Below are 13983 nucleotides of genomic sequence, written 5' to 3'. Positions count from 1 at the left end.
ACTAAATCCAATGTTTAAACTTATCTTTTATTGTGTTTAGACTTCTTGCTAATCTAAGCGAAAAGTGTATTGCCAAGTACATGAAAAAATCAAAATGGCCAATTTCTTTAATTCTGAATGTGTATGAGTCGTTTGTTTCTGGATAGAGACTGCGAAATTCCTTACTACCAATTTCCTTTACGAAAAAGGCTGTTTTTTTTGCGCTCTTCTTTAGTTCAAAATTTTCTTTTGCTATAACAGGATCGTTCTTTTTTTCAAGCCAATCGATTAAAATTATTTGGGATGTTAGCTTTTTTCTTGACCATGAACGAACTGCACTGCTTGCATTTGTTGATTCATCGTAATGATAATAAGCGTGCGGTAAATATGAAATTTTGATAGGTTGCTCTATTAACTGTAAATTAATAAATAAGTCTTCCCACATGATCATTTGTGGAAAGAAGGAAATATTGTATTTTGAAAAGCATGAACGTCTAGTGAGTTTATTCCAACAACTGCCGTGAAGTTTATTTATTAAATCGTAGAAATAGTATTTGTTTGATTGTAAATTAGGAACTTGCTTTATATAAGAACTTTTTCCGTTGATTTCTTGATAATAATCGCATACAACCATGTCTGAGTTGCTTGCTGTGGCTTCGTTATACAAGTCCTCCAACATGTTCTTTTCAATCCAATCATCAGGGTCGACATGTATTACATATTCCCCGATTGCATTGTTGAGCCCAACTTGTCTAGCTGTGCTGACTCCGCCATTCTCTTTATGTATTACACGAAAACGACCATCTTTTTGGGCGTATTCATCACAGATGTTTCCTGAATTATCCTTGCTTCCATCATCAATAAGCAAAACTTCAAAACCGTTAAGAGTTTGCTTTTGAATACTGTCAAGGCATTTGTGGATGTATTTCTCGACTTGGTAGACTGCTACTATAACGCTGACTTTTATTTTGCTTTGGTTCATTTTTGATGATGGATGTTTTGGGAGGATCTATAATAAGTTTAAATATAGTTTTTATTAATTAATCAACCCCATTCTTTCAAAAATATCGTTCCAGCGAGCCATAATATTGGGCAGCTCATAATATTTAGATCGTAGAATTGCGTTTTCTTGCAACTTTTGTCGATATTGGCGGTTGGAGATAATGTTAGAGATTGCTTTTGCTATTTCTTCTTCGTTGTCCGTTGGGCAAATTACGCCTTGATTGTCGTTTTCGATGATTTCTCGCTGTCGTCCTTTGTAGTCACAGGCTATGCATGCGCAACCTTGGCTCATTGCTTCTGTAAGGACCATTCCGAAACCTTCATATCGGCTACTTAATACAAATATCTCGGCTTTTTCGTATTCCTTTTTTATATCAACAAAACCTAGAAAATCAACTCTATCTTCTATTTTTAATTTTTTGCAAATTTTTAATAGAGTCGATTTGTCGTTACCGCCTGCTATTTTTAATTTCCAATCAGGAAAGCTACGATGAATGTTCGACCATGCTTGTAATAGTAAATCAAATCCTTTGTAATGCCAGTCGTCTAATCTTCCTGCTGCGAGTATTGTTTTTTCTTTTGGGGGAATCTTTACTTGTGGCGTGTATGTTAGTGGATTTGGAAGAACGTAAACTTTCTTCATGAATGACGAATCCATTCTTTTTTGTAGAACGAGTTTGTCTGCTTCTGTTAAAACTGTCAAGAAATCATAATTGTAACTATCTGTAAATTTTTCCTTTATCCGTTCGACGGATAAAGGTGCGTATTCAGGACGTTCGTAAGGGTTGTGATCTGTTACAATAATTGGGGTGTTTTTGCCAATTGCGTTTAACGCATCTTTTATTCTTTTGTAATATGCTGGCAAAACGGTTATTATAACATCAGGATTCTCTTTTTGTAGTGTGTTTGCAAGAAATATTTTTCTGATATTTTGAGGAACTCGGTACCAAATTTTTTCTAGTAAATTGCTTAGGAAATGTTTTTTGAGAATGAATTTGAACAGTTTGGATGGTATTGCTTTTTGGGGGTGGTATTGTCGAATTATTGCGACATTTGGGGACACCTTGTATTTGATAGGTGTGAATAAGGAGTCTAGAACTATGCTGACTTTGTGTCCTTGTTCAGCAAATCCGTTTGCCCACAATGATGCGACTCTTTCTGCTCCGCCATTATCTAAAGACCATGCGTAAATGACGATTTTCATATTAATAATCTGAATTATCTTTTTTGATTGTGGAAAGGTCTATTAAATCACCCCATTCTTTTTCCCATGTTGTGGGCTTTGCTTGCATAAAGCCGCCGTCATCAAAGAATGTCATTTCTCCAAAATAAAGTTGACCATTTACTTCGTAAAAATCGACTCTAACAGCGGGAATGTCTTTTGCTAATATTCGGCAAAATTTCTTCATCAATTCAAAATTTTTTGGCTTATGAGGATAGTTAATAGCTGAATTTGGTGTACTTATATCTTGTAGATTGATATGATTGAAATCCATGTCAAAATAATCAAATCGTTTCTTTTCTTTTATGTGGCGGTTTGATGCGATTAGGATAAATTTGGGCTCACCATTGAATGTGTGAAATTTGTAATCCCGTAGTTCGCCATCTTGGATGTCTTCCATATATTGCTCGGCAATAATGCGTGGTGGTACGTGTTTGTAAGGCCACTCACGAGCTATATAGTAGAAATTTCGCTTTAAGCATTTACTTAATTTATTTCGCACCTTTTTTTTATCAAGCTGGGATTTGTCTTTGCATATAATTAGCCCTGCAGAATCATGGGTGCATTTTAACACAAATTGATTAGGCAGTTTGCTGAAATCTATATCATCAAAATTATTCCAAACGCCAAGAGTTGGAATAACATATTGTTCTCCAATTTTTTTTGCGACCCATTCTTTTACAGCGTATTTATCCACCAAAGTTGTATAAAGCGGATTATGGTCATTTAATTTGAGCCAGTTCAATTTTTCATTAAAAGTTTGTGGCTTTTTAAGATTGGGCAATTTACCCATATGAGCTAAATAAAGAAGCTTTATGTCTAGAGCGTCTGGTAAAAAGTTAAACCATCCATATAGGTGCAAACGACGATAAACTTTTCTGATAAATGTTGTAATTTTCATATTCTTGATCAGTTTGTAAAAGTGGTATTTTAATGATTTATTGCTTAGATAATGAATTTAGCTCGTAGTATTCTTATTAGATAAAGAATTTTCTCAAATAGATTAAATAGTCTTTTTTTTCTGTATAGAGCTCGTAGAACACCACATAGAGAAGACCGGTATATTTCGTAATCGGAACCTACTATAATCGCATTTGGGGTTGGGAATGCATTGCGGGCATTTTGAATTAATTCCCAATCGTGTTTGTCTAATTTTTCACCTGAATTGATTTTTTTTGGTAAATCAACAGAGAATACACCGTATCCTCCTGAGAACGTGTCTATGCTAGTGAAATAATGGATTATTTTTGCTTTGGGTAGATAATTTGCTCCAAACCAAATTTGACAGTTCCATACACCATCTAATTCTTGTATGGAAAAATTATTTTGATAATTTGCTAAGGCTAGGGCTGGCATGTCGGTTTTAATTCCTTTGGAGCGTGAATGTAACCAATTGTTGTGCCAGTCGTTAAAAAACTTATGATTAGATTCTGTGTCGCGAACCCATAGAACTCCTCCATTAAAGTATTTTTCATATTGGGCTAATTCATTTAATGAGGATACCTTTTTTATGTGTTGTTTTGAAATTATGGCATGGGTGCTTTGTGAAAGACTTGTATGTTGATCAAGGACTGCTCCAAGTTCGATTGCTATGTCTTCGATTTCGTATAGCGGACTACATATGATGGTGTCACTGTCTATGTAGAGAAAATCTCCTTGGACGAATTCTCTCATTTTGGTTTTCAAGTAACGGCTAGTTTCCATTCCTGAAAAATTTTGAGGACGCGGAACAGAAATAAGTTCATCGACAAGTTCGAAAATTTGTTTTTTGGATGTATGATGTTCTATACAATTTTTTGTGAGATCATCAATTAATAGAGTTATTGGCGATTCAGGGGAATTTTTTTTTACACTCATGATAGACAATATGCATTGCTCGCAATATAAGTCCTTGTCTGAGCATACTAGAACATATACAATTTTATACATAGAACAATTCCCAATGTGAAGTGTTGCTTGAATTTATATGCCTAAAAGCATCGATTTGTAGGGTACGGTATTTTCCGCGCCCCCAGAGAATACGAAGTATAGAAATCTTGATGCCAATAAAATTGCAAAAATTATACACGCAATTTGGTTGACTTTGAGAGAACGTGAAACTCTTGGCATAAGAATAGCAATGGGAAGAATAAAATAATGTGCTACTCGGAATGCGATATCAGTAATATTGCCAAAAAGATTTAGAGTAATAGCCATTAAGGCCAATATAGATATCTGAAAACATATTTCCTTGTTTTTTGCTTTTGAGGGCAGGCAAAATAACAGTATTATAATTCCTGCTTGAAATGCAATATCGGTTTTGTGGATTGAAACTTCTCCAACTTGATCTGCATACCCAATATAGTGCCCAGAAAAAATATTCAAATCTATTAGTTGGGTAAGAATGTAAGTGTACGAATTTATTGTGTAGTAAGCAGTCCAAATAATTGCTGTTATAATGAATACTCGATATTTTCTTAGGACGTGCTTGAACGCTGATACTATGTATATCGGAAATGCGAAAACGGCTGATGTGTGAAAAAATAGGGAAATGCCAAATATTGAATATGAGCTTTTCCGATAGTGTGAATCCCACAGTGTGTATGCCAACAAAAACATCATAAGTGCCAATGATTGTCTTATGATATTGATTGATGTATTGTACATGTAGAGAAAATAGAAAATCAGTATTATTTCTGAATATTTATGATTCCTATTGAAATAAGCTACAAATACGGCGATTGAAGCTAATATAAGTTGGTGGAAGAAAAAGAAAACGTGATAATCTGATGATATGAATGAAATCGCATAATTCAGCAACTTGTAGCCAGGTTCTATAGCCGGGTAATACTGCAAAAATGAATTAAAGCTGTGTATGTTCGTTGCTATTTCCCAAATGTCAATCCCATAGCCATACCAGTCCAGCCCCAAAGATGGATCGTGTAAGCCCGCTAGCGTTGCTGGCAATAAAATAGAAATAACAATAAGTAATAAACGCAGTCTTCGATTGAGAGACCTAATAGCAAAGCTATATGCAACCAGAGATAGTGTAAAGGTTATCAAGTACGGAAGCATTCTTTCATTTTCCTAGCGCTTTCAATCCAATTGAATTTCTTTAGTGTGTTGCTTGGGGAAGATACGTCTTTGCTTAAAATGTCGTTCAAGTTGGTATTTGTTATATGGGGCTCGATATAATGTGCGGAATCTTCAAAAATGTCTTTCAAAACTTCAATGTTTGATACAATGACTTTGGCTCCAACGGCCATAGCTTCCAATGGTGGTAAACCGAAGCCTTCGTAGAAAGAGGGAAAAATGAATGCTTTGCTATTTTTTGCTAAAGAGACAAATTCATTATCGCTGATGTATCCCAAAAACTTTACATTGCGGAGTTCATTTAGATTTAAATTTGAACCAAAACGTGTGGGATTTAATGATCCGGCTATGGCAAAATTTTGATGGGGATTATTTTTGGCGGTTTGTAGAACCCAACCTAAATTTTTGTTTGGAGCAATGGTTGAAAGACTAAGAAAATAGTTATTCTTTTCGAGTTGGTATTTTGAAAAAACATCGTCGTTGGCTGGCTCAACATAAAGCATATGTTGCCATCCATTGGGAATGACTGTAGTTTGGCTTGGTTTGGTCTTATATATTTTTTCTATTTCTTTTTTTGAATAGCCTGATACTGTGAAAATATGTCTAGCAAAGTGTGTTATGATCCAATAATTCAAACAATGCCACTTTCTTGACAACAACCCGTACCAGTGCGAAAAATACTGAGGGTTAACTTTGTAACTGATGTCATGAATGACTGAATATCCTCTTGGAACCAACAATGGTGTGACATTACACAAGTTGATGGGAATTCTTCTATGAATTAATGCGTAGAAGGCGAAAAAAGTTTGCTCCCATGGAATCCCCTTTAAAAAACCATATTCAAGAATACGTATATTCTTGAGCGAAAAAGGAATTAATGTGTGTTTGGGGACTATTAAAACTATATCAAGATTATCGCCTACTAAAGAATCGAGGGCTTTGATTATTTCTTCTGCAAATCGAAAAATCCCCGTTCTTTTTTCACTAAGAAATGTGCCGTTAATACAATAACGTGTCATCCTATTTTATTTCCATTATATTAACGAAATTGCTTTTAAATTCTTTGTATAAAAATTTGTCTATAACACGGTTAAATGCTTTATCTCCAAGTTGCTTTCTCTTGTTCTTGTTAGCCGCAAGTTCCTTGACTGCATTTGCGTATGCGTCGACATCTCTGTTTGGCACTTCCAGTCCTGTTTCGCCATTCAATGACACGTAGTTTACGCCACTTCCAGGAATTGTGTATGTAATGGAGGGCAGACCAAAGTACATGGCTTCGGCAAGAGCGATTCCGAATGCTTCGTTCTTGGTGATTGACGGGAAGCAGAAAATGTCGGCGGCCAAATAGTATGCCTTAAGCTCGTCGTCTGTGAGTTTCCCTAGGAACTTGACCGTAGGGCAGTTTTTGCTTTGGCTTAACAGGGCTTTTCTCTTTTCTCCATCGCCTATGATGTAGAAAACGAAGTTTTCGTCCAGTTTCTTTGCGGACTTTATGAGATCGCTGTATCCCTTGTATGGCACGAGTCGTCCAACAGACAGGCAAATCGTCTTGCCCTTGTTCTCTTGCTTGATTTTTTCTGCAAGTTCGACTGCTTTGGGTGTCTTCGCAAGACGGTTCTCGTCAATGCAGTTCGGAATGACTTGGCATTTAGATCTGTATTGTGACAAGTATTTGCTGCCCTCGATGTAATTGGGGCTTGTCGCAATAATTTTATCCGCCCTTTTAAGTAGGGCCAGGTTTTGCAGATGGAAAATTTTGCCAAGGATCTTTTGGCGGGTGATGTCCAGATGCCAGTAGAGGATCAGCTTGGTTTCTTTGGGGATATTTCTTAAAAGAATGCTTGCAAAGAAGGGGTTCGGATAATGGAATACAATGTAATCCGGCTTGAACGTCTTCAGCAGGTCCTTGAACTTACGACCCATCTCTAGAGAAATGGATTGCGAAAAAATTTTGCACTGGCATTTACAGCGAATGACTTCGACTTCATCAACGACATTCTGGTTTTCGCTATTGTCGTGTTCAAAACAAAGAATTTTTTGCTCGAATTTTCCCTGCAAGGCGCGAACGGCGTCTCTGGCGACCTGTTCTATGCCACCTGTAAAGGGATAGTAGTACTTCGATATATGCAATACTTTTTTCACGTGCAAAATTCCAATAGGTCAAATCTCAATCGAGACTGTAAACTTAGAAATTTTCATCGTTTACACTCATTCCGGGTTATTATTAGTAACACAATATAGTAACCGACGGTCTTTTTGCTACCGCGATATTCAATTTTATTATCGGTTTGTCCGCTACTATATCCGTTACTCTCCCTTCCCGTAATACGTTGCGTACCACTCTGCAAACTTTCTCAGACCTTCGCGGAGAGGTGTTGCGGGCTTGAATCCGAAATCATTCTCCAGGGCGGTCGTGTCTGCGTAGGTTACGGGCACGTCACCGGGCTGCATGGGCACGAGTTCCTTGTGGGCCTCGAAGTCGTAATCGGCGGGGAGAACCTTCGCGCGGACGAGCTCTTCTTGGAGAATCGTCACGAAGTCGAGCAGGTTTTCTGGGTGGTTGTTGCCGATGTTGTAGACCTTGTACGGCGGGAGGGGGAGGCCGTCTTCGCCGTTTTGCTTTTCGGGGGCGTGCTGCATCACGCGCACGACGCCTTCGACAATGTCATCGACGAACGTGAAGTCGCGCTTGCACTTGCCGTAGTTGAAAATCTGGATGGTCTTGCCGGCCTTGAGCTTGTTGGTGAATCCGAAGTAGGCCATGTCAGGGCGGCCAGCGGGGCCGTAAACGGTAAAGAAGCGCAGCCCCGTGCTCGGAATGTTGTAGAGCTTGCTGTAGGCGTGCGCCATGAGCTCGTTGCTCTTCTTGGTGGCGGCATACAGCGAGACCGGGTTATCGACTTTGTCGTCGGTGGAGTACGGGATCTTCTTGTTGCTGCCGTACACGCTGGAGGAGCTCGCGTACACGAGGTGCTCGACTTCGCCTTTTTCGGCGCCCTTGCGGCATGCTTCCAGGATGTTGTAGAATCCGATGAGGTTGCTCTGGATGTAGGCATCCGGGTTTGTGATGGAATAGCGGACGCCTGCCTGGGCGGCGAGGTTCACGACGACGGCGAAGTGGTACTTCTCGAACAGGCTGTCGATTGCAGCCTTGTCGGCGAGGTTCGCCTTGATAAATGTCCACTTTTTGCCAGTTGTTGTCGCGAGAGCCTCGATTTCCTTGAGACGCTCGTGCTTGATGTTTACGTCGTAGTAGTCTGTGATGGAATCGAGCCCGACGAGTTCGGAGCAGTTATAGTCGTTGAGCAACTTCTTGCAGAGGTTGCAACCGATAAATCCTGCCGCACCCGTAACAAGGACGGCCTTTCCATTGAGAATAACGTTTTTATCAAGCATGGCTATTCCTTAGCAACCGATAGCGCTGTATTCAAAACCGGCGTCGGCGAGTTCCTTAGCGTCGTAGATGTTACGGCCGTCGATGATGAGGGCGTTCTTCATCGACTTCTTCATCACGCCGAAGCTCGGCATGCGGAACTGCTTCCATTCGGTCACGAGGAGGAGGGCGTCTGCGTCGAGCAATGCTTCGTACATGTCGTTGCAGTAGGTGACGATGTCGCCCACGCGGCGCTTGCATTCGTTCATGGCAACCGGGTCATAGGCTCTAACTATAGCGCCAGCCTTTGTGAGCTTGTCGATAAGTACGAGTGCGGTCGCTTCGCGCATGTCGTCCGTTTCCGGCTTGAAGGCGAGGCCCCACATGGCAATCGTCTTGCCCTTGAGGTTGGCTTCGCCGCCGAAACGCTTTGCGAGTTTGTTGAAAAGGACTGTCTTCTGGTATTCATTGACTTCTTCGACAGCCTTGAGAACGCCCATCTTGTAGCCGTTCTTTTCGGCGGTCTTGATGAGTGCCTTCACGTCCTTCGGGAAGCAGCTTCCACCGTATCCGCAGCCCGGGTAGAGGAACTTTGAGCCGATACGGGTGTCACTGCCGATGCCCTTACGGACCATGTTCACGTCGGCGCCTACGAGTTCGCAAAGGTTTGCGATGTCGTTCATGAAACTGATGCGGGTCGCGAGCATGGAGTTCGCGGCGTACTTGATCATTTCGGCGCTCGGGATGTCCGTGAAAATCACGCGGAAGTTGTTGAGCATCATCGGGCGGTAGAGGCGGGTCATGAGTTCCTTGGCCTGTTCGCTTTCGACACCCACGACAACGCGGTCCGGTTTCATGAAGTCCGTAATGGCGGAGCCTTCTTTCAAAAATTCCGGGTTGCTGGCCACGTCGAACGGGACGTTCACGCCACGCTTGTCGAGTTCTTCCTGGATGGCTGCCTTGACCTTCTTGGCTGTGCCGACAGGGACTGTAGACTTGGTCACGAGAACGGTGTACTTCTTGATGTTCTGGCCGAACGTGCGGGCCACAGCGAGCACATACTGCAAGTCGGCGGAACCGTCTTCGTCGGGGGGCGTACCCACGGCGCTGAATACCATTTCGACATTGTCGAGAACGCTTGCGAGATCGGTCGTGAAGTTGAGGCGGCCTTCGCGCTGGTTCCTGAGCACCATTTCATCGAGACCTGGTTCGTATATAGGGATTTCTCCCTTCTGGAGAGATTCGATCTTGGCCTGGTTCACATCAACGCAAGTCACGTTGACACCCATTTCGGCAAAGCACGTGCCGCTAACAAGACCAACGTAACCGGTACCGACAATAGCAATATTCATAAATAAATCCTTGTGAAATTCTCTTCTGTTTATCAAAAGAAAAAGTAATAAAATCGTAAGACTGCGTTTGAGGAAGAACAAAAAAACGCTGCCCCGCAGGGCAGCGCTGATGCGTGAGCTCAGTTCTCTCCATTTCGTATTTCTGTTTGCTCACGATCCATAGTGTATGTCAGGTATTCTTTGAAATCGCGATCAATCTGTGCGATGTCAAAATCTTCAATGTCGTCGATCAAAATACCAGTACCCATTGGATTGTCGTGCCAATCTAATAACGGGATTTCGTCAAAAATAATGACCTTGTCCTGCGCCTTGGCGACATATTCAACTTTTGATTTATCGACCCAGCCCATTCCGCATCGCCCTTTGACGAGGACTTTAGTTTCGGCTTCTTTGACAATTGTCAGTTCGTCATTGAATTCTGCTGTGCAGAAAACTTTCCCACCGTCCTTTGCGTTGGTGATTTCGATATCGCCCAGTTTCGATTTGACTATTCGTGCTGCGAACGATGTTGTAACCATCAATGCGAGCATGACTGCTGCCATAATTTTAAAGTTTTTCATGATTGCCTCCTAGTTTATTCTGAGACGTTTTACCGCCTCAATTGTAAACTACAAAGTAACATAAACGAGGAGTAGTTGAGATGTGGTCTAAATTGGAATATGGAAACAAAAAATCCCCGCGAAAGCGGGGATCGTTGGCGCAAAACTTTGTTAAAGTTAGTGCTTGTTCTTGCGCGGAGAAATTGCAATGAATATGAGTACGCTGACAAGTAACAAGAATGGATAGAACATGTAGGGAATGAGGTCAAACGCGCTGATGTTTGCGTTTGGGATAGCTGTCGAAATGGCGGCAAGCGCTACGAGCATCTGTGCGCCGTAAGGCAAAATTCCTTGCACCACGCAGCTGAATATGTCCAGAAGCGAAGCTGTCTTTTTCGGCGAGATTCTGTATTCGTCGCCCATCTGCTTTGCGATGGGGCCTGCCATCACGATGGCGACTGTGTTGTTTGCTGTAGCAATGTCGAGTGCGCTCACCAAGAGGCCAACGCCCACTTGACCGCTGCGGTGTCCCTTGAACACTTTATGGATAAAGTCCAACAGGGCCGCGAACCCACCATGAATGCGAATGAGCCCGCACAAAGCGCTCACCAAAACCGCCACGAGAATCGTCTCGTACATTCCCGAAATGCCGTTACCGATGTTCTGCAAAAGGCCGATCATGTCGAGCGTGCCGGAACCTACCATGATGATGGACGCTGCAACAATGCCGATGAGCAAAACCGCAAAAACATTGATGCCCGTGAGCGCAAGTACCAATACGAGAACATACGGAATAAGTTGTACGAGATTGTAGGAGTTTTCGGCAACCGTATTTGCCTTGGTCACAAACGAAATTGCCGTGATAATGATAATCGCGAGAAGTGCCGCCGGGGCAGCCACCAGAAAGTTCACACGGAACTTATCCTTCATCTTGCAACCCTGCGTAGATGTTGCCGCAATCGTCGTATCCGAAATAAAGCTCAAGTTGTCGCCAAACATCGCGCCGCCAATCACCGTCGCTACGCAGAATGGAACGCCAAAGCCCGCCATCTGTGCGACTTCGACCGCAATCGGGGAGACCACTGCAATTGTGCCAACAGACGTACCCATCGCCGTAGAGACAAACGCCGCGACAACGAACAGCACTACCACCGCGAATTGCGCCGGAATGAAATCCAAGAGTAAGTATGCCGCCGCTGAGGCGCTTGAGCGCCCGAGAATCCCCGCGAAAATGCCCGCGCAAAGGAAAATCAGGATCATCAAGAAAATGTTGCGGTCGCCAAGTGCGCCTGCCATCACGTTCATCTTATGGTCGAAATTCAGCTTGCGGTTTTGCACACAAGCCACGAAAATTGCCACCAGGAATGCTGCGACAATCGGGATGTTGTAAAATCCCATCGGGATCTTGAGGACATATTCAAACGTGATGCCGAGACCCAGATAAAGTACCAGGAACACGGCGATAGGCAAAAGGGCAATCGGGTTGCCCTTGATCTTTTCTTGAGAGTTTTCGTTTTGCATGACGTGAAAGATAGAAAAGTGGGGGGAGGAGGGAGGCTATAAAGCTTTAAGCGAAAGCCGCCTTGTCAAGCAGAACATTCACGTAGGTCTGATACGGAATCCCTGCGGCTGCAGCTTTGCGCTTGATCGCGTCAACAGTCTTGACCTTGAGTCTTATGGAATACATCTTTTTTTCTTCTTTTGCCTCTGCAATGGCACGGCTAATGCGGGCGATGGATTCTTCGAGAGTTTCCGACTCGTGTCCGCCGGTAATAATTATTGGATCTTTTATGGTTGTGTCGTTCTCTAGTCTATCTATTTCTTCTTTGGAAAGAAAATCGTCAACTAGTTTGAAACCCTTAGGTAATTTAATCTTCTCGTGCTTTTCTTTCTTCGTCTTCATGTGCTCTCCTTACGGTTATTAAAGTTTTTAGGTCGTCGGATACAAACAATGTCCAAAAACGATTGTCTACTTCAGAAACGATTTTAGATACACCTTCTCTATCTGATGAAATCCGTACCAAGTTCTTTTTCCGTAGAACTTTCGCAAGCATTTCTACATTAAAGCCTCTTTCACGCATTCTCTCAAAAGCGTGTTTCGTAATATTCATCTAAAGTCCTCTTTATTATAGAAAAATGTATATGCTAGTGTCAATACAACTGTATATACAATATGTTTTTTTTCGATTTCGATATGTTTCAATTTGTCATCCGTTGGCTGACAATTGGGGTGTCCTACCATCTTGCGTTTCGAATTCATTTACCCATTCTTTGACCTTCGCTTGCAAAAGTTTCTTGTCCGGCAGATACAACTCATAAGCGGATGCATAAATATTTGCATTTTCGGGTAACGTCAACCTCACAAGGGTATCCTTCTTCTCTTTGCAAAGTAAAATGCCGATAGTCGGCTTTTCGAAATTCTGCTTTACATAACGATCATAGTAGTTTACGTACATCTGCATTTGGCCAAGATCTTGATGGGTCAATTTGTCGACTTTTAAGTCAACGAGTACATAGCATTGCAGCAGGCGATTGTACAAAACCAAGTCTACATAGTAGTCATCCTCATCAAATGAGAATCGTTTTTGTCGTGCTTCGAACAGGAATCCTTTCCCCAGTTCGAGCAGGAATTCTTGCAGCTTGTTAATGATAGCGGATTCCAAGTTCGATTCCGAATACGATGCATCCGGTTTCAAACCGACAAACTCAAGCGTCACCGGGTTCTTGATGATATCCTCCGGCTTCTCCACCATGTTGCCGACTCGCGATAAGCGGGCAACCTGTTCCTTGTCCCGGCTCAACGCAAGGCGTTCATACAGACTTGAACCATACTGCCGCTGCAACTCGCGAACAGACCAGTTCCCGGAAGTAGCCTCTATCTCGTAAAAACGGCGTTCATCATCATTCTTGATGCGCATGAGCACTAGGTAATGCGACCAAGAAAGTGTGAATTTATATTCGCCCTCAATTTCGTAAACACCGTTTACGAAATTCGAATATACATTGAAAAATTTTCTACAGAGCGTTAATGTTTCAACGGACCAACCTTCCCCATGTTTTTCTATCAGTCTGGCAGATAGATGAATGAGTACTTGTTTCCCATATGCCGCTCGGCTTTTGCCTTTTTGTTCATCTTCGACTATATATTGGCCTATCTTGAATTTGGTGCAGACTTCAGCAGTATTGATGGTCGTTGCAATCATTTTACGAGATTGCGTAATAAGAGGGGATATTTTATTGAACAACGATTCCACCGCTTTTGCAGGGACATTCTCTTTATTTTTAGCCATATTAGCCTCCATGTGGTCACAATTTGCGGCCGGTTGATGTTAGAGGCGTCCCCTTATTCAGAATTTTCGGAATAAAAAAAGACGCGATTCTCCATTTGACAGAGAATCACGTACTGCATTAATGTACCTAAAATCAAAAATGTTGGCTAGGGGA

The 13983-nt window shown here is 42.0% G+C and carries 14 protein-coding genes; all 14 read right to left on the bottom strand.

Annotated elements, in window-relative coordinates:
• Nucleotide 1: 1 nt before the first annotated feature.
• Nucleotides 2-961, bottom strand: coding sequence for a glycosyltransferase (locus CRN95_RS04940; protein WP_097020240.1), 960 nt, complete (start codon nt 959-961; stop codon nt 2-4).
• Between the two features lie 54 nt (nt 962-1015).
• Nucleotides 1016-2185: a glycosyltransferase family 4 protein gene (locus tag CRN95_RS04935; protein ID WP_097020239.1), complete on the bottom strand. Its 1170-nt coding sequence runs from the start codon at nt 2183-2185 to the stop codon at nt 1016-1018.
• A gap of 1 nt (nt 2186) precedes the next feature.
• Nucleotides 2187-3104: an ATP-grasp fold amidoligase family protein gene (locus tag CRN95_RS04930; protein ID WP_097020238.1), complete on the bottom strand. Its 918-nt coding sequence runs from the start codon at nt 3102-3104 to the stop codon at nt 2187-2189.
• A 44-nt stretch (nt 3105-3148) separates the two neighbouring features.
• Nucleotides 3149-4132 (bottom strand): glycosyltransferase, encoded by a 984-nt coding sequence (locus CRN95_RS04925; protein WP_097020237.1) that lies wholly within the window; start codon nt 4130-4132, stop codon nt 3149-3151.
• Nucleotides 4133-4165: 33 nt separating this feature from the next.
• Complete coding sequence (locus CRN95_RS04920) at nt 4166-5257, bottom strand: EpsG family protein (RefSeq protein ID WP_097020236.1); 1092 nt, start codon at nt 5255-5257, stop codon at nt 4166-4168.
• Entirely contained in the window at nt 5242-6294 is a 1053-nt protein-coding gene (locus tag CRN95_RS04915; RefSeq protein ID WP_097020235.1) for a glycosyltransferase family 1 protein, read from the bottom strand. The genes CRN95_RS04920 and CRN95_RS04915 overlap by 16 nt, the downstream gene beginning before the upstream one ends.
• A 1-nt stretch (nt 6295) precedes the next feature.
• A complete protein-coding gene (locus tag CRN95_RS04910) occupies nt 6296-7417 on the bottom strand; it encodes a glycosyltransferase (protein ID WP_097020234.1) in 1122 nt (373 codons plus the stop codon).
• Between the two features lie 165 nt (nt 7418-7582).
• Nucleotides 7583-8671 carry an NAD-dependent epimerase/dehydratase family protein gene (locus CRN95_RS04905; protein WP_097020233.1) on the bottom strand — a complete coding sequence of 363 codons (1089 nt, stop codon included), beginning with the start codon at nt 8669-8671 and terminating at the stop codon, nt 7583-7585.
• 9 nt (nt 8672-8680) lie between these two features.
• On the bottom strand, nt 8681-10000 hold the full coding sequence (locus CRN95_RS04900) for a UDP-glucose/GDP-mannose dehydrogenase family protein (RefSeq protein WP_097020232.1): 1320 nt from the start codon (nt 9998-10000) through the stop codon (nt 8681-8683).
• A gap of 119 nt (nt 10001-10119) precedes the next feature.
• Nucleotides 10120-10560 (bottom strand): hypothetical protein, encoded by a 441-nt coding sequence (locus CRN95_RS04895; RefSeq protein ID WP_097020231.1) that lies wholly within the window; start codon nt 10558-10560, stop codon nt 10120-10122.
• 156 nt (nt 10561-10716) lie between these two features.
• The gene (locus CRN95_RS04890; protein WP_085491206.1) at nt 10717-12060 is read right to left on the bottom strand and encodes a Na+/H+ antiporter NhaC family protein; all 1344 of its coding nucleotides are present in this window, start codon (nt 12058-12060) and stop codon (nt 10717-10719) included.
• 46 nt (nt 12061-12106) lie between these two features.
• On the bottom strand, nt 12107-12442 hold the full coding sequence (locus tag CRN95_RS04885) for a hypothetical protein (protein WP_088631040.1): 336 nt from the start codon (nt 12440-12442) through the stop codon (nt 12107-12109).
• On the bottom strand, nt 12408-12650 hold the full coding sequence (locus CRN95_RS14630; protein ID WP_141099877.1) for a hypothetical protein: 243 nt from the start codon (nt 12648-12650) through the stop codon (nt 12408-12410). The genes CRN95_RS04885 and CRN95_RS14630 overlap by 35 nt, the downstream gene beginning before the upstream one ends.
• A 96-nt stretch (nt 12651-12746) precedes the next feature.
• The gene (locus tag CRN95_RS04880; protein ID WP_088631041.1) at nt 12747-13829 is read right to left on the bottom strand and encodes a YhcG family protein; all 1083 of its coding nucleotides are present in this window, start codon (nt 13827-13829) and stop codon (nt 12747-12749) included.
• Between the last annotated feature and the right edge of the window lie 154 nt (nt 13830-13983).

This window comes from Fibrobacter sp. UWB16, from assembly GCF_900215325.1.
GTDB lineage: Bacteria > Fibrobacterota > Fibrobacteria > Fibrobacterales > Fibrobacteraceae > Fibrobacter.
This window is presented reverse-complemented; position numbering and strand designations above follow the sequence as displayed.

Bases quoted from the DNA above. Each gene is read 5' to 3' on its own strand.
- CRN95_RS04940 (WP_097020240.1), bottom strand. From the start codon at position 961: ATGAACCAAAGCAAAATAAAAGTCAGCGTTATAGTAGCAGTCTACCAA.
- CRN95_RS04935 (WP_097020239.1), bottom strand. From the start codon at position 2,185: ATGAAAATCGTCATTTACGCATGGTCTTTAGATAATGGCGGAGCAGAA.
- CRN95_RS04930 (WP_097020238.1), bottom strand. From the start codon at position 3,104: ATGAAAATTACAACATTTATCAGAAAAGTTTATCGTCGTTTGCACCTA.
- CRN95_RS04925 (WP_097020237.1), bottom strand. From the start codon at position 4,132: ATGTATAAAATTGTATATGTTCTAGTATGCTCAGACAAGGACTTATAT.
- CRN95_RS04920 (WP_097020236.1), bottom strand. From the start codon at position 5,257: ATGCTTCCGTACTTGATAACCTTTACACTATCTCTGGTTGCATATAGC.
- CRN95_RS04915 (WP_097020235.1), bottom strand. From the start codon at position 6,294: ATGACACGTTATTGTATTAACGGCACATTTCTTAGTGAAAAAAGAACG.
- CRN95_RS04905 (WP_097020233.1), bottom strand. From the start codon at position 8,671: ATGCTTGATAAAAACGTTATTCTCAATGGAAAGGCCGTCCTTGTTACG.
- CRN95_RS04900 (WP_097020232.1), bottom strand. From the start codon at position 10,000: ATGAATATTGCTATTGTCGGTACCGGTTACGTTGGTCTTGTTAGCGGC.
- CRN95_RS04895 (WP_097020231.1), bottom strand. From the start codon at position 10,560: ATGAAAAACTTTAAAATTATGGCAGCAGTCATGCTCGCATTGATGGTT.
- CRN95_RS04890 (WP_085491206.1), bottom strand. From the start codon at position 12,060: ATGCAAAACGAAAACTCTCAAGAAAAGATCAAGGGCAACCCGATTGCC.
- CRN95_RS04885 (WP_088631040.1), bottom strand. From the start codon at position 12,442: ATGAAGACGAAGAAAGAAAAGCACGAGAAGATTAAATTACCTAAGGGT.
- CRN95_RS14630 (WP_141099877.1), bottom strand. From the start codon at position 12,650: ATGAATATTACGAAACACGCTTTTGAGAGAATGCGTGAAAGAGGCTTT.
- CRN95_RS04880 (WP_088631041.1), bottom strand. From the start codon at position 13,829: ATGGCTAAAAATAAAGAGAATGTCCCTGCAAAAGCGGTGGAATCGTTG.